The following is a 22,314-nucleotide window of genomic DNA, read 5'->3' on the forward strand; positions in this document are numbered from 1 at the left end:
TAGTACACCTCAGTTGGAGAAGGGGGATAACACTCTTGCGGAGAACAGGAATTCTAGCAATTTGCGTTATTATTATTCTACTATGTCACCTTACTTTTTTATCCGCACAAAAAGTCTTCCAATCCGATTGGCAATTGCCTCAGGCGCTAAGTTCGAATAGAGAAGAACATCGTTTAGTTCTTATTACACTGGATATGGAAACACCGTTTTGGGACAAGGTGAGTGAAGGTGCCAGAATACAAGCAAAACAAAGTGATGTTAGCCTTGAAGTATGGGGAAGTTACGGTAAGAATCAAGAGGACTTCCTGAAAAATATAGAAATTGCCATTCAGTCCAAAATGGATGGGATTATCATACAGGGGCTGGATACAGAGGAATTCAAGGAATTGACGAAGGTGAAAGCAGCCTTTCATGGTATTCCCATAATAACGGTGGCAAATGATGTGCCGATGGAGGAGAGTATTCGGCGTACGTATGTTGGTTCTGACCAGTATGAAGCGGGTAAAATGATTGCAAGACAAATATTGATGGATATGGGAAGAGTGGGGAATGTCGTACTCATGTATGATAAGAACCAGGAATATTATCAAAAGCGAAGGATGGAAGGAATTCAGGATATCTTGAAATTTTACAATAATATCCATATGATCCATGCCACTACAGATGACACAAGAGAGCAGGTCATAACAACCACTCAAGCTGTGATGAACCAAGAGCCAAACATTGATGCGTTCATAGCCATCAATGCCAATGTGGCAGGAGCAATGATTGGGGAGATAAGTAAGCGCTCCCAGGTCGAACCCTACCATATCTATTCTTTTGACGATGGACCTGAGACCTTGACCTTGTTAGGGCAAGGAAAACTAGATGGTGTCATTGAACAGTCTCCGGAAGAAATGGGGAGAAAAAGTGTCCAGCTCATGAAGGAATGGCTGAACGGAGAAAGCGTCCCACTTGATAAGGACGGCTATTTGACAGATATCAGAATTAGGAAAGCAGCGGATGTCCAATGACAAGTATCCAAAAAAAGATTCTTACCCTTACAACGGTAGTATTGGTGATTATGTCAGTAATTTGGATAGCGCTTACATACTACAATCATAAAACTCATAAGCAATATAATGATATCCTGCAACGTTACCTGAGCATGAATGAAGTGACTAAGGCGAGTCAACAGTTGGTTACAGATCTGAATAACTATACCATTGATCCGACTCCAGACAGCCTTGACCAACTGACGGCAAGCAAGGAAAAGGTCCAGCAGGCAAAATACGGTGTGCATCATTTAAGAAACACAGAAAACGATTTTACTTTAACCAATTATATGAATTTAATCGATAGTTTGGTAGAAGCTACCGACAGGTCCATTATGTTTCAATCAGAAAATGATACAGAAGCCTCCGCTCAGGAATTTGCAGAAGCCACACGGATTACCACCTATATTTCCGAAACGACCTTAACTCTAATAGATACAGAGTTAAATACATTTGACCGATTTTACAGGGGAATCATGGAACAATCCAGTGAAGTTATAAAGCTCGGAATATGGAGCTTGTTGTTAATAACTTGTTTGTTGCTACTTGTCACCTACTGGTTCTCCCTTACGATCACACGACCTGTTTTTCAGCTGACAAAAGCGGCCAATGAACTGTCCAAAGGGAATTTTGATCAGCAGGTAAAAATAGAAACCAAAGATGAAATTGCCTTTCTGGCAAGGACATTTGATCGAATGAGAATCAATATAAACAACTTGATATCTGAAATTAAACAGAAGGCAGCGCTTGAACGGGAGCTTCAAGAAAGTAAGCTTCTTTTGCAAGAAAGTCAGTTTAGAAGCCTGCAGAGTCAGATCAACCCGCATTTTCTATTCAACACCCTTAATACCCTTTCCAAAAAAGCCTATCTCGAAGGGTCTGAAGAGACGAGTGATCTCCTGGTGAGCGTTGCTGGAATTCTGCGTTACAACTTAAAGCAGCAAGACCGTTCTGTAACACTTCACGATGAAATACAAGTATTAAAGCAATATATGGACATACAGAAGGCGCGTTTTACCGACCGGCTACAATTACACTGGGATATTGATGAATCTTGTTTAGACTTGAAAATTCCAGCCTTGACCCTCCAACCAATCATTGAGAATGCCGTCATTCATGCCGTGGAACCGAAGGAGGATGGAGGAAACATCTGGTTTCGGGTCAAAGTGGAAGGCAGCCGGATAGTGATAGAAATTGAAGATGACGGCATGGGGATGCCTGAACAGAAAATCCAACAGATTCTAAACGAAGAATCCCCTCCACCTACAGAAGGCCACTCAACAGGTATCGGCTTTAGCAATGTCGTCAAACGTCTGCGGCTCTTCTACGGATATGACGATGTTATTGATATAAAAGGAATACAAGGCCAAGGAACAAAAGTTACATTGAAAATAAAGTGCTGAATACAGAATTTACCTGTAGATTGTAGTGCAAGGTGTGAGACTCCAGCGGGGGAGTAACGGTAGCTTGAGACCCCACAGGCGAAGCCGAGGAGGCTCAAGCACCGTCCCGCGGAAAGCGAACACCTGGAACGGAAATCTACAGGAGTTATATAGGTAACTATAATAATGAAAGGAGTCGAACTGGATGATTAAACTCCTCATTGTAGATGATGAACAAATCGAGCGCGAAGGCATGCAAACCATTCTAGAAAGAAACTTTCCAGACCTCTTAATCAAGCAGGCAAAGAATGGGAAAATGGCAGTAGAAATGGCAGATGACTACACGCCTGACCTTATTCTGATGGACATCAAGATGCCTGGATTAAATGGGTTAGAAGCTGTTGAACAAATCAGTGCAAAGCATCCTTATACAAAATTCATCATGGTCACCGCTTACGATACATTCGGATATGTTAAAGCGGCCATCAAACTTGGTGTCAAAGATTACATTCTAAAGCCTAGCAAAGTCAGCGAAATTAAAACAACAGTAGGAAAAGTACTTGAGCAAATAGAGCAGGAGAAGGCTCAGCAAGTTAAAAACAAACTCCAGGAAGCGGCACTTGAAAAAACACTGACTCTTGTTGAGACAGATGTTGTCACACAACTCCTCTTCGATCACGTGCATGAAGTTCATATAGACATGCTAATGGAGCTGCTTGATATCCCTTCCACGAATGAAATGTTTGCCATGATCGTACTTTTACCCCGAGGATCTGAATCCAATTATTCTATGATCAAGGATAAAGTAAGGCAGACCAAAAGCGGATGGGTAGGAGCATTGTATGGAAACCAACTGCCAATTATCGTGTTCCGGCAGCCAGATAAGACTTTTAGATCCCAAGCTAGTACACTTGCACGAGATATTCTGACAATCTCAAAAAAAGGACAAGCTACCGATTGGTTTATTGGAATAGGAGAGGTTTGCAGCTCTCTTGACCAAGTTCGCCAATCCTATCAGGATGCCCTCATGGCTACAATGGATACCAAAGCGTTAACCAACTATCGTTTTTACACAGACATCCACATAAGTGTAGATGCTCACAATAGTAGCTTGGATAAAAATCAGCAAAAAGAAATGGCAGATCTAATCCGACTTGGCCAGTGGGGTGATGTTTATATCTATGTGATGAACATTCTTCAATGCTATGAAAAAGAAGGAGCCGATTTACTGCGTACACAACAACGGATGCTGGAGATTCTTTGGATTACTTCTCGTGTATTGAATGAAATAGGAGTGGAAGCTACAACGCCGCTCTATTCTGTGCAAACGACAAATTATCGTCAGCTTCGTTCAGAAACAAAGCAGCTCCTTGAGGGGATGAAACAATCCTATGACTCGCACTGTAATCACTTGGAGGCAGACACCATTCAACAAATAAAACAATACATCATGGATCATTCACATCAAGATATATCGCTCGATACACTTGCCAGAAAAGTAGGCTTGAGCCCAATTTATATTAGTAAAATGTTCAAGGAAAAGCAGGGCATCAACTATATTGATTTCCTTACAGAATGCAGGATGGAAAAAGCGAAAAGACTGATGAATAATTCGGAAAAGAGTATAAAGGAAATTACCTTTGAAGTCGGGTATCATGACCCCAATTATTTCAGCAAGGTATTTAAAAAAATGACTAACGTTTCACCAAAAGAGTATCGTAAAACACTGCTTCGGAATAAAGCTAACTAGCCAGAAAGGGCGGAGGAAATGGAGCTTAGAATACGTAGATTATTAACCATGTTTGTTATGCTGGCTCTGTTTTTTGTAGCCTTGGGCTGTGAAAAGATGGATCGTTCCCTTCAGCCAGAAGGAAAACCGGTTCAGAATACTTCCTTCCTGCAGGATGAAGAAGCAACTTCTAAGGAGGAAAAAATAAAAATTGGTTTTTCTATGGATACCTTAGAAGAGGAAAGGTGGCTGAGAGACCGAGCTTTATTTAAGGCAGCAGTAGAAAGCCTTGGAGCGGAAGTGGAAATACTGGCAGCAAACGGAGATGACGCCTTGCAGGTTCTACAGGCGGAAACTCTAATTAGCCAAGGTGTCGATCTCCTCGTAGTAGTCCCTCATAATGCAGAAGCAGCAGCCACAATCGTGAAGAAAGCACACCTTGCGGGAATCAAGGTGCTTTCTTATGACAGACTAATTAAAAATGCAGAGATTGACCTTTATGTTTCTTTTGACAATGAACGGGTAGGAGAGCTGCAGGCAGAGGCAATAACAAAAATTGTCCCGAAAGGAAAATATGTTTATATTGGCGGCGCGGATACAGACAATAATGCCCACCTGTTTAAAAAAGGTGTCTTCCATGTCCTTCAGCCACTCATAGATAAAGGAGATATCACGGTAGTTTATGATCAGTGGACGAAAAACTGGCTCCCAAGCAATGCTTATGCAAACATGCAGGAGGCGCTAATTGCCAATGAAGGGAAAATAGACGCTGTTATAGCAGCAAACGATGCGACAGCAGGGATGGCAATTGAAGCTCTCATGGAAACGGGACTTGCTGGAAAAATCCCTGTAGCAGGACAGGATGCAGAGCTTGCAGCCGCACAGCGGATAGTTGAAGGTACTCAGACGATGACGGTGTACAAACCGATACCCACTCTTGCTGAAGAAGCGGCAAGACTAGCAGTAGCAATGGCCAGGGGAGAATTTATAGACACAGACCGAAAAGTGAATAATGGGAAAGTGGAAGTGCCTTCTGTCTTGCTGCCGCCGATTGCTGTGAACAGGTCCAATATGGATGAAACGGTCATTGCAGATGGATTTCATTCGAAGGTGGATGTGTATAAAGGGGAGACACGATAACGGGCGTTTGATGAAATCTCAGAGGTACTCTGTTTAGAGCAACTCTGAGATTTTCTTGTCATTCTACATAATAGACTCTCTTTTCTAAAGCCTCCAAACAATACAATCGTCCTCCGTAAGCACAACCGCCATCAATTCCGATGATATTGTTCTCACCGAAGTAAACCTCAGGCTTTTTATGAAGGTGTTTCGTTGGGGTATGTCCAAAAACTACGGTCTTTTCTCCTTGGTATCCATTATGAAATTCATCTCTAATCCACACTAAGAGGTGAGGTTCCGTAAGTTCCAATGGTGTCTCAGGGTGTACCCCTGCATGAACGAAAATATGGGTATCTGTTTCATAATAGTAAGGAAGGGTTTTTAGAAAGTTTAAATGTGGGCGAATTGCCTCATTTATGACAAGTGCTTCCGGCATCTCCTCTGTCGTATACCAATATTTCGCGTCGTCTTTTTCAATTTCATACCCATAATTCTGCAGGGTTTTAATTCCTCCGTTATAGTACCACCTTTTCAGCTGAAGGGGATCTTCAGGCTGATCAAATGCGTCAACCATCATTTTATCGTGATTTCCCATCAGAGCAATCGCGCCTTTATCGGTCAATTCGATTACCTTGTCCAAAACCTGACGTGACTGTGGGCCGCGATCCACATAATCACCAAGTAGCAAGAGTTGGTCCTGCTTGCAGTCAAAGTTAATTATTGCAAGAAGCCTTTCAAATTTCTCTAAATCGCCATGAATATCACTTATTGCAAAGATACGCCTCAATGTCATCCATTCCTTTACTTATAATTATTTAAATTTTATCACAATTTTCGAAAAGCGAAATATTCTGTGCGATTTTCCATTATAATGATGAAAACGATAAATCGGTGGGAGGATGTTTTCCGTGAAAGCAATTCTAATAGGTGTAATAGCTTCTATGTTTTTTGCTGTTACCTTTATACTAAACCGTTCCATGGAACTCTCAGGTGGTAGCTGGCTATGGAGTTCGTCCTTGCGCTTCTTTTTTATGGTACCTTTTTTGTTTTTAATCGTGTGGTTGAGGGGGAATCTTGGACCACTATTTCGTGAAATGCGAACGGCCCCATTCGCTTGGTTTCTTTGGAGTTTTACAGGTTTTGTCCTTTTCTACGGTCCCATTACATTTGCTGCCGCATATGGGCCGGGTTGGCTTGTTGCCGGAACGTGGCAACTGACCATTATCGCAGGTGTTCTTTTAGGGCCTTTCTTCTATAAAGTAGTGCAAGGAGTAAAAATACGTGAACGTATTCCAATGCGAGGGCTATTCATCTCCATCGTCATTTTTGCAGGGGTACTATTAATTCAGACACAACAAGGAAGCGGTCTAACTGGATCGATGATTGTCTTTGGAATTCTTCCCGTTGCAATCGCATCTTTTGCATATCCACTTGGAAACCGAAAGATGATGGAGGTGTGCGGAGGTAGGCTAGATACGTTCCAAAGGGTGCTTGGTATGACGTTGTCCACTATTCCAATCTGGCTGCTTGTTGCTGCAAAGGGATATATGACAGTGGGTGCTCCAGCGCAGGAACAGATTCTCCAAACCTTTATAGTGGCAATCAGTTCAGGCGTCATTGCAACCACCTTGTTCTTTATTGCAACAGACATGGTGAGAGGCAGTCAGGAAAAACTCGCTGCAGTGGAAGCGACTCAATCGACCCAAGTTTTGTTTGTATTGATTGGAGAGGTACTTCTTTTATCAACACCATTGCCGAATGGAATTGGAATGCTTGGGTTATTCATCATTATCATCGGAATGCTTTTGCATAGCTTCTTTACTCAAAAAAGAATAAAGCCAAAGCAACTGGCTGCATGAAGAGTGAAATTCCACCTGGAATCACTCTTTTTTACTGTTTTTGAAATAATAAAATAATCCAATTGTGGAATAGCTAAGTCTTCATTGTCGTGATGAAGACCTGAGTGACAAGGGAAAAGGAGAAGAGAAGTCCTCATAGCTGTTATGAAGACCTGAGTGAGGAGGAAAAAAGAGAAGAGAAGTCCTCATAGCTGTTATGAAGACCTGAGTGAGGAGGAAGAAGGAGAAGAGAAGTCCTCATAGCCGTTATGAAGACCTGAGTGAGGAGGAAGAAGGAGAAGAGAAGTCCTCATAGCCGTTATGAAGACCTGAGTGAGGAAGAAAAATGAGGAGAGAAGTCCTCATAGCCTTTATGAAGACCTGAGTGAGGAGCAAGAAGGAGAAGAGGAGTCCTCATAGCTGTTATGAAGACCTAAGTGACAAGGAAATAACAAAACAGGTGACTTCATCGCCGGTTTAAAGTGATTTTTTATTTTAAAGAATATTTTTTTTGCGATTTTCCAAAATAAAAACATCACGTCCCCCAACGGTTTTCAAGAGGTCTGACAATCCTTTACAAAAACTATATGACATTTGTCATACTCTACATATGACACCTGCTACTAACTTATTTTTTAAAATTGGTTATAATAAATTTTATCAAGTCAACAACGAAGGGATTTAATAAAATGTCAATTCAAAATGAAATGAAAAGCCTTAAAAAACAAGTTGCTCCTTTCGAAAAATCGCAAACTAAAAAGAGTATCTGGCAGTTGATCAATACGCTAACGCCATTTTTCCTGTTATGGTATCTCACTTATATAAGCCTGTCCGTATCCTACTGGTTGGCGTTGGTACCAGCAATCTTTGCAGCAGGATTTATGACACGTATTTTCATTATTTTCCATGATTGTACGCATCACTCCTTTTTCAAAAACCGAAAATGGAACCGTGCAGTAGGTACTCTGACGGGAGTTATAACAATGTTCCCGTTCGACCAATGGGGACATGACCACTCTGTTCACCATGCAACAAGCGGTAACTTAGACAAGCGCGGTGTTGGTGATATCTGGACACTGACTGTGGAAGAATACAAAGAAGCATCATTAAAGACGCGTCTTTCCTATCGCCTATATCGCAATCCATTGGTAATGTTCGGTTTAGGACCAATTTACACGTTCCTGATCAGAAACCGTTTCAACCGTAAAGAAGCAAGACAAAAAGAACGCAACAATTTATATCTGACAAACGTATTGATCGTTGCAGTAGCTGTCCTGTTAAGCTTAGCAATCGGCTGGCAGGCATTCCTCATTGTACACGGCACCATCTTTATGATCGCTGGAAGTGTTGGGATTTGGTTGTTCTATGTACAACACACGTTTGAAGATTCTTATTTTGAAATGGATAAAGATTGGGAATATGTATTAGCAGCAGTTGAAGGAAGTTCCTTTTACAAGTTACCAAAAGTACTTCAATTTCTGACTGGAAACATCGGTTACCATCATATCCATCATTTAAGCCCAAGGGTGCCGAACTATGAACTGGAAAAATGCCATCACAGCACTCCACCGCTTCAACACGTACCAACCATTACATTGGCGACAAGCTTAAAGTCATTGAAGTTCCGTCTATGGGACGAAAAGAGTAAAAACTTTGTGACGTTTAGAGAAGCAAAGAAAATGATACACAACACAGTTTCTTCTGCAGATATGAAGCCAGAAGTATAACAAATTCGAAACCAGCCCTGTTAAATTGAGGGGCTGGTTTTTTTGATGTTGCACTTAAAAAAATGATTTTTAAACCGATATAAAGGTTGAGGTAACTAGGAAAAAACAAAATATTACAAATAAATATAGATTTAACCATCTGTTACTTGTATAATTATGGTGATATATAGGAGAAAAGCACGAAAATACATAATGTAACTTCAAGAGAGAAATTCGCACAATTACACCGAGATTAGTAAAAAAATAATCTATAGGGGGATTTAACAATGAGAAAATTTGGTATGCTTGCTTTCTTTACAATTTTATTTTTAGGGGTTTCATTAGGGTTATCTTCTAATGCACAAGCTGCAAGTGATGCAGACATTGAAAAAGCATTAGAAATCATTGATGCAGCAAACATGGAAATGGATCTAATTATTGAAACGGGTGTACAAGATGCGGACGCATTATGGGCTGTGTACCTTGAAGAGTTAGATGTCATGAAAAATGAGTTGGAAACTTTGGATCAAGAGATTGCTAGAGTAGAAACAGACTTAGCAAACGCAACAGAAGCTTCTCAGCAAGAGGGGTTAAACGTAGCACTATCTGCGCTTCTACAAGAGAAAGCCTTGTTAGAAGAGCGTATGGAACAAAGAACTGCTCAATTTGATCAAGAAGTTGACGCAATCATCACGTACGTTTTTGATATTACTTTACTAATGACACAAGAGACAATTGACGAAGTAGCAGAATACGGCGTTGTAGCTGAGTGCTTCTGGAAATACGTAAGATTTGCTGATCGTTGGGCTTGGATTGATCCGGTGCGAGTGGTAGCAACTTGATAGATTCTTAATTACAGAGCGACTCAAAAGAAAAGGCGCTCAAAATGGTAGAGGTGAGTGATTAGGGTGGCTTTTACGATTGGAAAGAAAGGAACTAGCTTAGAACAAGTTACTTTAAATAATTTTGATATGAGTCTAATTGCTAAAGGGAACGGAACGGAAGTAATACTCCAAAACATCACAAAAGGTAATATATTTTATGTTTATCCGAGTGAAAACGAGGGAGTAATGGAGTTTTTTTATATTCTCAGTGGTGAAGTACTTTGTGAAGTAAATGGAGAAAAGATTTATTTAGGGCCACAAGATTATTTTACAGCTACCGATATAGAAGTTCCTGTTCACTTTTCAGCTATTACGAATGTAACATATATTTGGGTGATTACAGAGCCAACATTCCATCAGCTTAGTGATAGTATAAGATCACTAAGGGAAGTTGTTCAGAGAGTAGAAAAAAGAGATATATATACATTTAATCATAGTGAGAGAGTGGCGGAGTATTCTATTAAGATTGCTAAAAAGTTTTCACTCTCTACGGACAGGCTGGAAAATCTCTTTCTTGCTTCAATTCTACATGACATTGGTAAAATAAACATACCGTCTGAAGTACTTAACAAACCATCTAAGCTGACAGATGAAGAATTTGCCCTTATCAAAAAGCATCCCGAAGATGGTGCAAATATGGTTAAGGACTTATACTACGGAAATACAATAGCTGAAATCATAGAACAACATCATGAACGATTAAACGGTCGAGGTTATCCTGGAGGATTAAAAGGCGATGAGATCCTCCTAGAAGCCCGTATCATCGCAGTGAGTGACACTTTTGATGCTATGACAGAAGATCGCGCGTATCGAAATGCATTTACTCCTGAGTATGCTATTGATGAACTACAAAGGCTCTCTCCTTCTCAATATGATCCTGATGTTGTCGCCGCACTTATTGAAGTTCTTCATGAAGAAGGTAAATTAAAAGTAACAAGCTCTGAAGCGTAATTCCATGCTTTAGGGCTTTTTTATTTGTCCATTTTCTACTCACCAAAGTCTTCATTAAACTACATAACACATACAAACTTTTAAAAACGAACAAAATGGGTAATGTATTTAAAGGAAGGGGAGAAATCAATAAATATATTTATACATAATACAAAATTAACTAATTTGTATTATAGATAATTCACTACTACAATGAAAACCGTAAGAAATACAAACACATTTTTGGGAGGAAATAATAATGACTAAACATATATTAATGGTAGTAACTACTGCAGATAAAATGAAAGATGGCCACGAAACAGGACTTTGGCTTTCTGAATTTGGTGAGGCGTATGTTGAATTTGCTAATAAAGGTTATGAGGTAACAGTAGCAAGTCCACTAGGTGGAAAAGCTCCTGTTGATGCTAGAAGTTTAGAGGGTGGAGAAACTCCTCAAGAAATATTGGACACAGCTAGATACCTAGAAGACACCATTAAGTTAGATGAAATTACAGACCTGTCAAAATTTGACGCGATCTTCTTGCCAGGTGGTCATGGTACGATGTTTGACCTGCCTGATAACGGAAAATTACACCAAGTGATTCGCGAATTGTATGAAGCGGACAAGTTAGTTGCAGCGGTGTGCCATGGTCCAGCAGGTCTTGTAGGGGTGAAGCTATCCGATGGTACTCCACTTGTAGCTGGCAAAACATTGACAGCATTTACTGATGAGGAAGAAAGAGAAACAACATTAGATAAATATATGCCATTCCTTTTAGAAACTCGCTTACGCGAATTAGGAGCGGAAGTTATTGTAGCAGATAACTGGACAGACCATATGCAAGCAGATGGCAAATTAATCACAGGTCAAAACCCGCAATCTACCATCAGTGTGGCAAAAGAAGTAGTAAAACAACTAGGCTAAACACTTTCATCCTGTAAGCAAGAAAAATCTTGTTTGCAGGAATTTTTTTGAAAATTATCGGAGAAAAAGGGGGATATTGATGAAACCTATCACAATTAATGCGATCATGACTGCCAAACCCGGTATGGAAGATGACCTGTTTCAGGAAATGCAGAAAATGGTGGCACCGTCACGTGCGGAAAAAGGCTGTGAAGAATATACGCTTCATCAGTCCGTTGAGCAGGATGGTGTTTTTGTTTTCTATGAAACCTGGCAGGATGAACAGGCTTTTAAGGAACATATTGAAACGGAACATTATCAAAACTACCGACGGAAAATTGAAAGTTTAGTGGAAAAACGGGAAGTATATAGACTTACAAAGGTCTAATTTTATGTATGGAAATGCACCGTCCTTCTTAGTGAAGAGCGGAGGTTTCTTATAGAAAGGAATTTAATAAGAGACCGGAAATACAGCCGTCACATGTGATTCCTGATTTAAGAGCCGTGTTGGAAGCAATTGAGAACAACATGGGGATTAGTGCGCTGCCTACCTATCTTATAAGGGATTCAATTGAGGCTGGAAAAACAAAGATGTTGTTCCCACAACTTGCGGTAGAAAACACTATTTACCTGGCTTATAAAATGGAAAACCAAGATCATCCGCATGTTCTGGAGATTTTGAGGTGGTTGAATCGGTAGGGGTTGAGGAGGACGTAAAATAAGAATGGCGTCTCAAGGCATGAAGAGGGTGGGAGAGTGGAAGACGGTAACAGAGGAGGGCGTCTCAAGGCCTGAAGAGTGGTGGGAGAGTGGCAAACGGTAACAGAGAAGGCGTCTCAAGGCCTGAAGCGTGGTGGGAAAGTGGCAAACGGTAACAGAGAAGGCGCCTCAAGGCCTGAAGCGAGGTTGGAGAGTGGAAAACGGTAACAGAGAAGGCGTCTCAAGGCCCGAAGCGTGGTGGGGAAGTGACAAACGGTAACAGAGAAGATGTCTCAATGCGTAAAGCTCAGTGAAATCCAGGGAATTTGTCTAATAGAATCCATATTTCACTAAATGCATATCTCATCTCCCTCAGTTCAGTCCCGAAATCCATACAAAAAGTGGCCACATAGATACCGTCTATGTGACCACCAAAATTACAACTCATCAATACCTAACCCCAGTCCGAGTATGTGTCTTTTTAAAATCATCCGGGTTTGGATCAAAATAATCCTCATTATAAGCAGTAACAAACTTATCATCACGATCGATATATCCTGATCCCCATGTAGGGTCCATCTCGATCCACTCGCCGTCCAAATTCGCCTCGACCCATGCATGATTCCCCGGCCATGGAGAGCCAGCTCGCCCCTCCACATATCTAGCCTCGACCCCACTTGCACGCATTAGAGCAATTGCCAGGTAGGCATAATCTTGACAGACACCTGTCATAGAATCCAACGTCTTCAGTGCACTGTCGTCCCACTCAAACTCATTGTTTCTATATTTTTGCACATCATAGCTGACATTCTTAGCAACATATTCGTATATTGTTTTTGCCTTCTCGCGGTCAGAATCCATACGAGCAGTCAGCTCTTCAGCAAGTTTAATAATCTCAGGCGCATCAGACTGAACGCCTCGAGAAGGCAATAGATCCCGTCTATCTTCCGCTGAAGCGGTCACATCAAATTTAGCAAATCCATAATAGCGGAAAAAATCACTATTTTCTTCTTTGATTTCAGGAACGCTCAATGTTACCTCATACTCACCAGGTCCGAAACGCAGATAAAAGGAACCGTTAAACTCATAGTTTTCCACAGGGATTACATCAAGTGCCTCGTCGTCGCCTTTTTTCGTCGTTACATAAATGTGGGTAGTCTGTGGCCCAAACTCAGCTTCAGGGTCAATTCTACCTTTTACTGAATAGGTTCCTTCCGCCTCGTCCCCTCCGTATTGTGGGGATTCAAGTGTCACGCCACGCTCTTTATATGCAGAATAATATTCTAATGGCTGCATTACTCGTTCAGAGGCGTTGTCTATATATAGAGTCGATGCAAGTTGATAGTAGTCTTCCCGCTCACCATCCGGGACCAATACTTCCAGTTGGTGAAGTCCTTTTCCATAGAACAGTGGAATGTCTGTTGAAAATTGTCCATTTTCAACAGTGACCATATGCTTCCAAATATCGGAGTCCTTTTTTAACTGAAGCATGATGGTATCCCCGTCTAAGAGATTACTTGCTTTCCCTTCGAAAGAGAATAGCTCATTTTCCTTTAAAAATGACGATTCTACATCGAACTGAAGTCCGGCATCATGTCCAAAAGGAGTTAGTGAAACATCATATGTTGATTCCGGGTTTACATTATGGACGGTAAAACTAGCAGTATCGTAGTAATAGTTTTCACGATTGGTGTCCGGAAGTTGAACAGTGACCCGATATTCCCCTTCACCATTAAAGAAAGAGATGTTCTCTTTAAACTCGCCATCTTGTATTGGTGCATAATATTCCATCACATTACCTGTAGGCCCATCCTCATCGGAACGAACCTTAATCCAAACGTACTCCCCTTTTAAATCAGCATGCTTCTCAACGGTTCCTGCGATCTCTACTTGGCCGTTTGTACTGAATTCCTTGTACTCAGGTGTAAGGAACGTCGCATTAACTTCTTCTGCATAAGAGGTTAGCTCAAGTGCTTCGAGCTTCAATTCTGCATTCTTTTTATCCACAAGTTGTTCATATTTGTCTTTTACTACTTCTTGCTCAGCAGGCTGATTTTCCTCGACGCTCGTATTTTTATCTGAACAGGCAGAGAGAATTAAACTGCTGCTCAAAACTAACACTGTTATATACCGGTAATTTATTACCATTATATCCTCCTTGGGACGGGTCTTTTTCGTCCAATTAAGTTGTATCTTTTACATACGTATGTACGAACTAGAAAGTTTCTGATGCTATCTTACTATTAAATTGGAAAACTTTGAATAGAAAGGGTGAAACAATGTGGTGGTAGAATTAGGAATTTGGAGGTGTTATAGTTAGGCTATAGGTAAAATATTCCTTGGAGGTCAAACTATGCTAGAGAAGATAAAGGAAACGATTGAACAACTATCCGAAAAGGATGCTAAAACATGGCTGCGCTTAACCTTGCTCCGTTTAGATCAATTAACGAAAATAGACGTGCCAAAAGAAGAAATTATAGAAGAGATACAGCATATAGTTCAAATAATTGACCACCAGCCACCACCTCGAACAAATTATGACATGATACATATTGCAGGGAGCGAATCTACTGCCGGATCACTAAAGGTCGGTTTGGAGAGAAACCATAAGGTAATAGGTTTTTGGGAAATGTTCGATATCGGTCCCTTAGGTGATTCATCTACTAGGCAAGAGTGGCTCCAAGATCATATTAATATTTTTGAAGATTTCTTTGAAGAAGAGTTTACTAGCAAATTTAAAAAAGCGATCGAAGAATTAAACCATATTCCTCCACATTTCCCTGTAATTCTATGGACAGCTGATAATGCCCATGAACAAATTTTCCATAGATACATTCTTCACCACTTGCGTAACAGTGATAATGAAGTGGTTCTTATTAATGCAACCAAAGGTTATGGAAACCTTCCACTTTCCAAGCATTTTGTCCCTGCTCATTCGGGTGAAATCATGCCGGAAACGTTGAAAGTTATTTTTGAAAATGAATCGGAAAATATTCTGCCCATAAATGCTAGAAACCAATTATCAGACGAGTGGCTTCAACTAAAAGGAACGAAGGACCTGCTTCGTATTTGGAAGAACGAGGAGATACAAGGGGTCCCTGAAGAGTATATAGACCAAGAATTACTTCATTGTGCTCAAAAAGTCCAAAGGGATTTTGCCGAAAATGATTTTGTAAAGGCAACGCGTATTATCGGTGAAATGCATGGTCAGTTAGAAGGGGAATTCAATACTGCGTTTTTAGAATATCGCCTTCGAACTCTTGCTTTTGAAGGTTATTTCAAGATAAAGGGGATACCAAAATCCATGCGACACTATAGCGTTAGATTAAAAGATAGGGAGGGGGAACATGCGTGAAAAAAGTATTATCGTTTTTGTTTGTTCTCATTTTATTGGTGATTGGAGCGACAGTGGTTTTTGGTCAATTAAAAGAAACGTTTAGTTTTAATTTCAGTACGTCTCCGATTGAACAAGAAGAAACAGTGAGCGGCAGTGAAGCGGAAAACATAGAAATCCGCGCCACATCCGCGGATATCAAAGTGGTTTCTGTGGAAAGAGAGGACATCTATGCGAAATTATCAGGAGATGTTAGTGAGAAAAACAAGGGCAAGTATAAACTTATAGTTAAGGAAGTCGACGGAACAATACAAATTGAAGTCGAACAACCAAACATGGAATTCCAAATTGGTACCAACATAACAAGCTTGAAAGTCGAAATAGAAGTACCGGAAAAAACTTATACAGAGTTATCCACCATTTCCACATCAAGCGATATTCAAATGTCAGGGTTGCAAGTGAATTCCTTGAGAACAGAGGTGACTTCTGGGGATATTATGGTCGAAAATATTACCATAAAAGATAGTTATTTCATTGAACTGACAAGTGGTGATGTTCGCATTGAGAACACGGAAGCCAAGAACATAACTATAGAAGGAACAAGCGGCGATATCACCTTCAAGGAAGTTCTAGCGGATCTTCAAGTGGATACCACATCAGGAGATATCAATGTCTGGGGTGTTGAAGGGAATGTAGACGTTGAGACTACTTCTGGGGATATCGAGATAGATAATAAACGTGTAACAGGCAATCTGGAGGTGGAGGTAACAAGCGGAGATGTGAGTGTTAAGTTCGACGAAAATCCTTCCTCTCTAGCAGTTGACTTCAAAGGGCGATCAGGAAAGGGAACAGTAAACTTAGATGGAATGCAATATAAAGAGAAAAGTGAGAGGAATATAGAAGGACAAATTGGAGACGGGGAATTCTTGCTAAAAGTAAGAACGACTTCAGGGGATTTTAGACTAAATTAATTTAATGAAATTAACAATGTATATTCCTTCCACCATCCCTATGCTATATTTATAAAGTAATTCTACATAGATAAACATGGGGGCATTATGAAAAGATCGTTCAGTTTACAGGCACTATTATCAGCAAGTTTTGCAACATTGATTATTGTTTTGACGATTGTGTTGAGCGTTGCGATTGGACACCGTTCCAATGATGAGGTTCGAAGTGAGATAGGAAATTCGCTTAAAGAGACATCTTATATTATGGCAGGGAAATTAGATCATTATATGTGGTCGCGTTACGGAGAGGTCTCCATGCTGAGCACTCTATCAGAAATGAGACAGACAGAAGATTTGGTTGGACAACAGCAAATTCTTGATCGGCTGAAGGAGAAATTCCCTTCTTTTTCTTGGATAGGAATGACAGATAAGGACGGTGCTGTCCTGTCCTCAACCGATGGAATTTTACAAGGGGCAGACATATCAGAAAGGCCGGTATTCACAGAAGCACAAAATAAAACTTTTATCGGCGATGTCCATGAAGCGGTACTACTTGCAGAATTGCTACCGAACCCTACCGGTGAAGTAATGAAGTTCGTGGATATCAGTACGCCAGTATATAATGAAAAAAATCAATTTATTGGTGTATTGGCGGCTCATTTAAGCTGGGAATGGGCCAAGGAAATTGAGGATTCCATGTTAAAACCACTTCAGAAAAGAAACAGTTTGGATATGTTTATTGTAAGTGGAGTGGATGATAGTGTGTTGCTTGGACCAGAAGAAGAGCTCGGAAGTATGCTGCAACTGACAAGCGTGAAAGAAGCCCGAAAAGGGGGTAACGGCTGGGTTCTTGAAAAGTGGCCGAATGGGAAAGAGTATCTGACCGGATATGTCCTGGCAAGTGGCTACAAAGATTATCCTGGGCTCGACTGGGTGATTCTTGTTCGTCAACCAATAGATGCTGCTTATGCTCCAATTAAAGAAACACAGCAATACATCTACACGTTTGGATTTATTTTGGCTGGGCTGCTTGCAATCCTTGGTTGGATTGTTGCCGGTAAAATAACCTTACCGTTAAAAAATATAACAACTGCTGCGGATCAGTTGAGGCGTGGGGAACGGGTAACTATACCTGCCCACAAAGGCATTAAGGAAATAGAAGTTCTCTCGTATTCTTTAAAAAAACTGATCTCTAAGCTCACGAAAACAGAGACTGCGCTAGAGAAAATGGAAAACGTCGCCCATCGCGATCATTTAACTGGACTGTTAAACCGAATCCCGTTGTATGCTTTTATAGAGGAAACAATGAAAAAGGATCTTCCATTCGCTGTTCTCTATATGGACTTGGATGGTTTCAAAAAAGTTAATGACAATCTAGGTCATGAAGTAGGGGATATTCTTCTAAAAGATGTTAGTGAGAGGCTTAGTGAAGTGACACCTGCAGGGGGGATGGTTGCCAGAATGGGTGGAGATGAATTTGTCATGGTCCTGCCTGTTGCTGCTCACCCTGAAAAAGAAGGATTGAAAGTGGGGGAAAGCGTCATCGCCTCCATCAACAAGCCATTCAAAGTGAACGTACAAGAAGTTTCTGTCGGTTGTAGTATAGGGGGAGCTGTGTGGGACCCGGCTACTTTTGATACGAGTAAAGTGAACGAGATAATAAGGAGAGCTGATGAGGCCCTTTATAAGGTAAAACGAACGGGCAAAAATAGAATGGCATTTTAAAAAGATTAGTGGAGTTCCAAGAAATGAAAAGTCTTGGGACTCCCTTTTTTATTGTTTTGGATATTATTTATTCGATATCATGTATACTAAGCTGATAGATGCCATAACCGAAAGGGGGCTAACACCTGATGAAATTTTTTAAATCACAAATGAAACAGCTTATTAAAGACAATGATGAATTGCAGCAACGTTTAAGAGAATTGATGGACGAGCACGGCTTAGAAAAGAACTTCGCCTTAAAAGCTCTCTATCACTCTGAAGTGGCAGAAGGCGGAAAGTATCAAACAGATTATCAAGCGCTTGATGCATCGAAAAACTAATAGCATGAAAAATGAACAGAGCAGACCCTAAATCGGGTTTGCTCTATTGTTTATCAAGTGATAAGTTTAAAATAGAAGGAACTTATAAATTGGAAAGGTGTCTGGTACCAATGAACACGGAATCTTTTTTTCCTAAAAACATCAAAGCGGCCCTACAAAATAACCCTCCCGGCGATTGGATCCCATCCGTTCCAGCTAAAGCAATACGTTTGCATTCCGGCTACCCTGCACCTCATTTAGTACCTTCAAAGGATTTAAAAGAAGCAGTCGCTCAATTGCTCGAAGAAGAAAATGACCTTCCACTACACTACATAGGAAGTCCGAGAATTGATAAGTTGAAAGAATGGGTACGGCTGAGGCAGGAAGTAAGAGGGATGGTTGCAAAAGATGACGAGCTTTTAATCACAGCAGGCGCGTGCCAGGCTATTGATCTTATTGCTCGAATCTTTCTTGATAAGGATGCTGTTGTTATCGTCGAGTCACCAACCTACATGGAGGCACTTGAGATATTTCAAAATTACACAGAGCAGATTATTACCGTTCCGGTAGATAAGGATGGTCTTCAAACGGGACAGTTAGCGGAGTTGCTTGCGGAGAGAAAGCAAAAAGGGTTGACGATGCCAAGTTTTTTATATACCATCCCAACCTTCCACAATCCAACTGGTACGACGATGACAGAAGAGCGGAGGGGACAGGTTCTAAAACTGGCAGAGGAATACGATTTCTTGGTGCTAGAAGACGATGCATATGGCGAGCTTGGTTTTAAGGAAAATCCGAAGACACTTAAGTCCATGGATACGAAGGATAGAGTTCTCTATGTCGGTTCCTTGTCAAAAGTCGTTGCCCCAGGCATGCGAATTGGCTGGGTACATGCTACAGAAAGATTCATTCAAGCCTTATTCTGGTTCAAAAAAGATTTGGAGCATCCTTTCGCACAAGCGACCATGGCCACACTCTTGGAAAATACAGATTTTACATCGCGGTTGCAAACTTTAAGTGAGTCATATCAAAGAAAATGCCAAGTTATGCTGGCAGCCCTCGAAAAGTCCCTTCCTGAAAATGCGTCCTGGTTTGTACCAAAAGGCGGTTATTTTGTATGGGTGAAGATCACGGGTGTAGACACGGAGAAACTTCTTTCAAAGGCAACCGAGGGAGGAGTGTCATTCCTTCCTGGCAAATATTTTTTCCTCGATCAGGCAGAAGGAGCAGAATACCTCCGTTTGTCATTCAGCTATGAGAGTGAGGAGAATATTGAGGAAGGTATTCAAGTATTAGGAGATGTCGTTCAATCTTTTTTGAGATAAATCAAAGGGGCGGCTCGATTGCTTATAAAGCATCGGAGCTGTCCTTTACTAATTAATGCTCGATTTTTCGGCTCATGGGCTGAGCTTGAACACGATGAAGACAATCCCAGAGTGGAAATCGATGTAAAAATGTCTTCATAACAGGTATGAAGACATTTGGTCTTTAGACATTTTATTTTTAAATAATGGAACCTTATTTAGCTCACAAACGTAGAGAATAGTAGATATTTTTATATAAATTTAAGAAGGTGATCATTTGGAAAAAGTAAGGTGGTTTTTGTACACAGTTGCAGGATTGTTGATTGTGATTCCAACAATGTATGTTTTTATAGCAGATACTTATTTTAGCTCTGTGACTAGTAACATTCTAATATCTATAGCAATATTGTTGGTGATACTCGGTAAGTTAATAAGTGTATTTGAAAAGAAGAAAGAGAATGGTAGATACGCGGTTGATATTGGGGCAATCATTGGACTTGCGATTGTATTAATTATAGGTATCGTATAATAATTGGGAAACATTTCTATTAGAGAGGAGATGCGTACATGATACAGCTTTTCTTAATAATTGGTATTGTTGCTATCGTCGTTTCTGGTATGTTTCTAGGAGTCTGGACGAGCGGACAGCAACAAAGGTCGAATTATCATTCAGAGACTAAGGAACACCGAGCTTTTAGATTAAAAGTTGGTATTTTTTCTGGATTGATAGGCTTGGTTTCGTTAGGATTAGCAGGATTATTATTTTACATTTAACGACGTTCCTATTTATTGGGGAAGTTTTAACCTCCCCGAATCTCCCTCAATAACTGGAAAATCTGCCCCCGGTGATGTGCCTCATGTTCAACTAGATGATAAATCACCCACTCAGGTGTTACTTCATATTCATCAAGCACCCTAACTCTGCGCCAATCTTCCAAATTCATAGAACGAAAGTGGGAAAGCAAGGTCTCTCTCACTTTATTTAATCGATGAAGGTGGGTTTCGAGAGTATCCCCTTCAATATGTACCAATTTCCCGTCAGGCCATCCATCCAATGGGAAAAAATTTTCTATTTCTAAGTCCCACGTTTCTTTTTCCATTACTTCCCCATAAAGCCAACCAGCTTCTACATAAGCAATGTGGTACAACAGAGATCCAATGGATTGTCTGGACCCCATTTTTTTATCAAGTTCACGTTGGCTGAGTCCTTTTAACTTTTCTGTTAGGTTGTGGCGTACATCTTCTAAACACCATAGAGAACGGCCAATTTCCAGTTCATAGCCTGATAAGGATGTGATTTGCAAAATGGTTTTTGTAGTCATTTTTTCTCTCCTCCTCATTTATCCAGTCACAAAATAAGTAACACTCAACAATAATGAAAACAAACCAAAGCCAAATGCAATCCGATATAAGTGAAATCCTCTATTATTCCGGTGTTGGAGCATAAGGTTTCCCATGGATAGTGTGACAACCAAAGTAAGAAGAAGTGGAAAAATATCATTGTTGCCTGAGAGTCCTGCCCATATCAGGAAAATGGTTGCCAGCACCGTCATGGCTAATAAGAGTACCTGTACTTTATTTTTAACCTTCATCACCTTCTCAAAAGTTTTACCTTTGCCAAAACAGGATAATGATCTGACGGGTACCCTCCATCAAAACTGTCTCTAATAATGCAGGCAGTAAGAAACTCTACCCCGTTCAAGCCGAATATGTAATCGATGGGACTACCTTTTATTCCGCCTTCGTATGCATGAAAAGTAAGACGGTTATGCTTCTCTTCTGCAGTAAAACAAGAATAACAGCTTTCCATGGACGAAACTTCCGCTAATGCCTCACTTTCAGGCACATCATTAAAATCGCCGGTTAAAATAACTGGCAAGCTTTGCTCGTTATCTTTCCTACGAATCACATCACAAATTAGTTTCAATCCATTCTTCCTTGCAAGCTTCCCCATATGATCAAGGTGTGTATTAAAAAAGCGCAAAACTGGTTCGGTTTGTCTCTTTGGAATAAGCTCCACCCAGGAACAAATTCTTTCGCAGTGTGCATCCCAGCCCATAGTCCCGATTATTTCTGGAGTTTCTGATAGCATAAAGGATCCTTTTGAACCTATGATGAAACGGGACTTTTTAACAAATACAGCACTGAATTCTCCAACCTCCGTGGATTCGGTTCGATTGGCTGCGTATACTTCATAGGACTCTTTGAAAGTCTCTTTTAGCCATTCAAGCATTGGAATGGTTGCTTCCTGTGTGCCGATAACGTCAGGCGTATAAGTATTTATGGTGTCTGCAATCCAGTGTTTTCGATCATCCCAGCTAAATGGGTCAGACGCAACAATAACACGCAGATTAAAGGACATGACGGTATATGTATGTTCCAAGGCCACTCCTCCTTAAAAGTTTTCGGTAACAACTATTTCGATAAAACAATTAAGAGTTCCTGCAAATTGGGAGACAAAACAAAAAAGTGCCAAA

The 22,314-nt window shown here is 40.6% G+C and carries 24 protein-coding genes; 19 read left to right on the top strand and 5 right to left on the bottom strand.

Features of this window, described 5'->3' with window-relative positions; genetic code table 11:
• The first annotated feature begins 35 nt into the window (after positions 1–35).
• The 4 genes from B4U37_RS04525 (at position 36) to xylF (ending at position 5,285) form a co-directional block, all read left to right on the top strand.
• On the top strand, positions 36–1,013 hold the full coding sequence (locus B4U37_RS04525) for a sugar ABC transporter substrate-binding protein (RefSeq protein WP_088017271.1): 978 nt from the start codon (positions 36–38) through the stop codon (positions 1,011–1,013).
• Positions 1,010–2,437: a sensor histidine kinase gene (locus B4U37_RS04530; protein WP_088017272.1), complete on the top strand. Its 1,428-nt coding sequence runs from the start codon at positions 1,010–1,012 to the stop codon at positions 2,435–2,437. The genes B4U37_RS04525 and B4U37_RS04530 overlap by 4 nt, the downstream gene beginning before the upstream one ends.
• 184 nt (positions 2,438–2,621) lie before the next feature.
• A complete protein-coding gene (locus B4U37_RS04535; protein ID WP_088017273.1) occupies positions 2,622–4,166 on the top strand; it encodes a response regulator in 1,545 nt (514 codons plus the stop codon).
• 18 nt (positions 4,167–4,184) lie between these two features.
• Positions 4,185–5,285: a D-xylose ABC transporter substrate-binding protein gene (xylF, locus tag B4U37_RS04540; protein ID WP_088017274.1), complete on the top strand. Its 1,101-nt coding sequence runs from the start codon at positions 4,185–4,187 to the stop codon at positions 5,283–5,285.
• Between the two features lie 58 nt (positions 5,286–5,343).
• Here the strand turns inward: xylF and B4U37_RS04545 are convergent, their stop codons facing one another.
• Positions 5,344–6,051, bottom strand: coding sequence for a metallophosphoesterase family protein (locus tag B4U37_RS04545; RefSeq protein WP_088017275.1), 708 nt, complete (start codon positions 6,049–6,051; stop codon positions 5,344–5,346).
• Positions 6,052–6,172: 121 nt separating this feature from the next.
• Here B4U37_RS04545 and B4U37_RS04550 point away from each other — a divergent pair, with 121 nt between their 5' ends.
• The 8 genes from B4U37_RS04550 to B4U37_RS22540 all read left to right on the top strand — a co-directional run bounded on the left by B4U37_RS04550 (position 6,173) and on the right by B4U37_RS22540 (position 12,453).
• Positions 6,173–7,123: a DMT family transporter gene (locus tag B4U37_RS04550; protein WP_088017276.1), complete on the top strand. Its 951-nt coding sequence runs from the start codon at positions 6,173–6,175 to the stop codon at positions 7,121–7,123.
• 668 nt (positions 7,124–7,791) lie between these two features.
• Positions 7,792–8,829 carry a Delta(5) desaturase DesA gene (gene desA, locus B4U37_RS04555; RefSeq protein WP_148979563.1) on the top strand — a complete coding sequence of 346 codons (1,038 nt, stop codon included), beginning with the start codon at positions 7,792–7,794 and terminating at the stop codon, positions 8,827–8,829.
• 266 nt (positions 8,830–9,095) lie between these two features.
• The gene (locus tag B4U37_RS04560; protein ID WP_088017277.1) at positions 9,096–9,650 is read left to right on the top strand and encodes a hypothetical protein; all 555 of its coding nucleotides are present in this window, start codon (positions 9,096–9,098) and stop codon (positions 9,648–9,650) included.
• A gap of 66 nt (positions 9,651–9,716) precedes the next feature.
• On the top strand, positions 9,717–10,643 hold the full coding sequence (locus tag B4U37_RS04565) for an HD domain-containing phosphohydrolase (RefSeq protein WP_088017278.1): 927 nt from the start codon (positions 9,717–9,719) through the stop codon (positions 10,641–10,643).
• A gap of 238 nt (positions 10,644–10,881) precedes the next feature.
• A complete protein-coding gene (locus B4U37_RS04570) occupies positions 10,882–11,547 on the top strand; it encodes a type 1 glutamine amidotransferase domain-containing protein (protein WP_088017279.1) in 666 nt (221 codons plus the stop codon).
• Positions 11,548–11,626: 79 nt separating this feature from the next.
• Positions 11,627–11,914, top strand: coding sequence for a putative quinol monooxygenase (locus tag B4U37_RS04575; RefSeq protein ID WP_088017280.1), 288 nt, complete (start codon positions 11,627–11,629; stop codon positions 11,912–11,914).
• 95 nt (positions 11,915–12,009) lie between these two features.
• Positions 12,010–12,225 carry a LysR substrate-binding domain-containing protein gene (locus tag B4U37_RS04580; protein WP_157663712.1) on the top strand — a complete coding sequence of 72 codons (216 nt, stop codon included), beginning with the start codon at positions 12,010–12,012 and terminating at the stop codon, positions 12,223–12,225.
• Positions 12,226–12,327: 102 nt separating this feature from the next.
• Entirely contained in the window at positions 12,328–12,453 is a 126-nt protein-coding gene (locus tag B4U37_RS22540) for a hypothetical protein (RefSeq protein WP_281252778.1), read from the top strand.
• A gap of 219 nt (positions 12,454–12,672) precedes the next feature.
• Here the strand turns inward: B4U37_RS22540 and B4U37_RS04585 are convergent, their stop codons facing one another.
• Complete coding sequence (locus B4U37_RS04585) at positions 12,673–14,373, bottom strand: transglutaminase domain-containing protein (RefSeq protein ID WP_088017282.1); 1,701 nt, start codon at positions 14,371–14,373, stop codon at positions 12,673–12,675.
• A 205-nt stretch (positions 14,374–14,578) separates the two neighbouring features.
• On the opposite strand from B4U37_RS04585, the gene B4U37_RS04590 reads away from it, so the two are divergent.
• From B4U37_RS04590 to B4U37_RS04620, 7 genes are all read left to right on the top strand, one after another.
• Positions 14,579–15,580 carry a DUF1835 domain-containing protein gene (locus tag B4U37_RS04590; RefSeq protein WP_088017283.1) on the top strand — a complete coding sequence of 334 codons (1,002 nt, stop codon included), beginning with the start codon at positions 14,579–14,581 and terminating at the stop codon, positions 15,578–15,580.
• Positions 15,577–16,530 carry a DUF4097 family beta strand repeat-containing protein gene (locus tag B4U37_RS04595; protein ID WP_088017284.1) on the top strand — a complete coding sequence of 318 codons (954 nt, stop codon included), beginning with the start codon at positions 15,577–15,579 and terminating at the stop codon, positions 16,528–16,530. Before B4U37_RS04590 ends, B4U37_RS04595 begins: the two co-directional genes overlap by 4 nt.
• An 87-nt stretch (positions 16,531–16,617) precedes the next feature.
• Entirely contained in the window at positions 16,618–18,234 is a 1,617-nt protein-coding gene (locus B4U37_RS04600; RefSeq protein WP_088017285.1) for a sensor domain-containing diguanylate cyclase, read from the top strand.
• 128 nt (positions 18,235–18,362) lie between these two features.
• On the top strand, positions 18,363–18,554 hold the full coding sequence (locus B4U37_RS04605; RefSeq protein WP_088017286.1) for a hypothetical protein: 192 nt from the start codon (positions 18,363–18,365) through the stop codon (positions 18,552–18,554).
• A 110-nt stretch (positions 18,555–18,664) separates the two neighbouring features.
• Positions 18,665–19,858 carry an aminotransferase-like domain-containing protein gene (locus tag B4U37_RS04610; protein WP_088017287.1) on the top strand — a complete coding sequence of 398 codons (1,194 nt, stop codon included), beginning with the start codon at positions 18,665–18,667 and terminating at the stop codon, positions 19,856–19,858.
• Between the two features lie 352 nt (positions 19,859–20,210).
• Positions 20,211–20,366 (top strand): hypothetical protein, encoded by a 156-nt coding sequence (locus B4U37_RS22335; protein ID WP_245840058.1) that lies wholly within the window; start codon positions 20,211–20,213, stop codon positions 20,364–20,366.
• A 38-nt stretch (positions 20,367–20,404) separates the two neighbouring features.
• Complete coding sequence (locus B4U37_RS04620; RefSeq protein WP_088017289.1) at positions 20,405–20,611, top strand: DUF5316 family protein; 207 nt, start codon at positions 20,405–20,407, stop codon at positions 20,609–20,611.
• A gap of 26 nt (positions 20,612–20,637) precedes the next feature.
• Here the strand turns inward: B4U37_RS04620 and B4U37_RS04625 are convergent, their stop codons facing one another.
• The 3 genes from B4U37_RS04625 to B4U37_RS04635 are packed head-to-tail and all read right to left on the bottom strand — an operon-like array spanning position 20,638 to position 22,220.
• A complete protein-coding gene (locus tag B4U37_RS04625; RefSeq protein ID WP_088017290.1) occupies positions 20,638–21,159 on the bottom strand; it encodes a DinB family protein in 522 nt (173 codons plus the stop codon).
• A gap of 18 nt (positions 21,160–21,177) precedes the next feature.
• Positions 21,178–21,432 carry a hypothetical protein gene (locus tag B4U37_RS04630; protein WP_198317083.1) on the bottom strand — a complete coding sequence of 85 codons (255 nt, stop codon included), beginning with the start codon at positions 21,430–21,432 and terminating at the stop codon, positions 21,178–21,180.
• Positions 21,429–22,220: an endonuclease/exonuclease/phosphatase family protein gene (locus B4U37_RS04635; protein WP_088017292.1), complete on the bottom strand. Its 792-nt coding sequence runs from the start codon at positions 22,218–22,220 to the stop codon at positions 21,429–21,431. Before B4U37_RS04635 ends, B4U37_RS04630 begins: the two co-directional genes overlap by 4 nt.
• Positions 22,221–22,314: the final 94 nt, after the last annotated feature.

Origin of the sequence: Sutcliffiella horikoshii, assembly GCF_002157855.1 — a bacterium.
Classification (GTDB): domain Bacteria; phylum Bacillota; class Bacilli; order Bacillales; family Bacillaceae_I; genus Sutcliffiella_A; species Sutcliffiella_A horikoshii_C.

Bases quoted from the DNA above. Each gene is read 5' to 3' on its own strand.
- B4U37_RS04530 (WP_088017272.1), top strand. From the start codon at position 1,010: ATGACAAGTATCCAAAAAAAGATTCTTACCCTTACAACGGTAGTATTG.
- B4U37_RS04535 (WP_088017273.1), top strand. From the start codon at position 2,622: ATGATTAAACTCCTCATTGTAGATGATGAACAAATCGAGCGCGAAGGC.
- xylF (WP_088017274.1), top strand. From the start codon at position 4,185: ATGGAGCTTAGAATACGTAGATTATTAACCATGTTTGTTATGCTGGCT.
- desA (WP_148979563.1), top strand. From the start codon at position 7,792: ATGTCAATTCAAAATGAAATGAAAAGCCTTAAAAAACAAGTTGCTCCT.
- B4U37_RS04560 (WP_088017277.1), top strand. From the start codon at position 9,096: ATGAGAAAATTTGGTATGCTTGCTTTCTTTACAATTTTATTTTTAGGG.
- B4U37_RS04570 (WP_088017279.1), top strand. From the start codon at position 10,882: ATGACTAAACATATATTAATGGTAGTAACTACTGCAGATAAAATGAAA.
- B4U37_RS04575 (WP_088017280.1), top strand. From the start codon at position 11,627: ATGAAACCTATCACAATTAATGCGATCATGACTGCCAAACCCGGTATG.
- B4U37_RS04585 (WP_088017282.1), bottom strand. From the start codon at position 14,373: ATGGTAATAAATTACCGGTATATAACAGTGTTAGTTTTGAGCAGCAGT.
- B4U37_RS04590 (WP_088017283.1), top strand. From the start codon at position 14,579: ATGCTAGAGAAGATAAAGGAAACGATTGAACAACTATCCGAAAAGGAT.
- B4U37_RS04600 (WP_088017285.1), top strand. From the start codon at position 16,618: ATGAAAAGATCGTTCAGTTTACAGGCACTATTATCAGCAAGTTTTGCA.
- B4U37_RS04605 (WP_088017286.1), top strand. From the start codon at position 18,363: ATGAAATTTTTTAAATCACAAATGAAACAGCTTATTAAAGACAATGAT.
- B4U37_RS04610 (WP_088017287.1), top strand. From the start codon at position 18,665: ATGAACACGGAATCTTTTTTTCCTAAAAACATCAAAGCGGCCCTACAA.
- B4U37_RS04620 (WP_088017289.1), top strand. From the start codon at position 20,405: ATGATACAGCTTTTCTTAATAATTGGTATTGTTGCTATCGTCGTTTCT.
- B4U37_RS04625 (WP_088017290.1), bottom strand. From the start codon at position 21,159: ATGACTACAAAAACCATTTTGCAAATCACATCCTTATCAGGCTATGAA.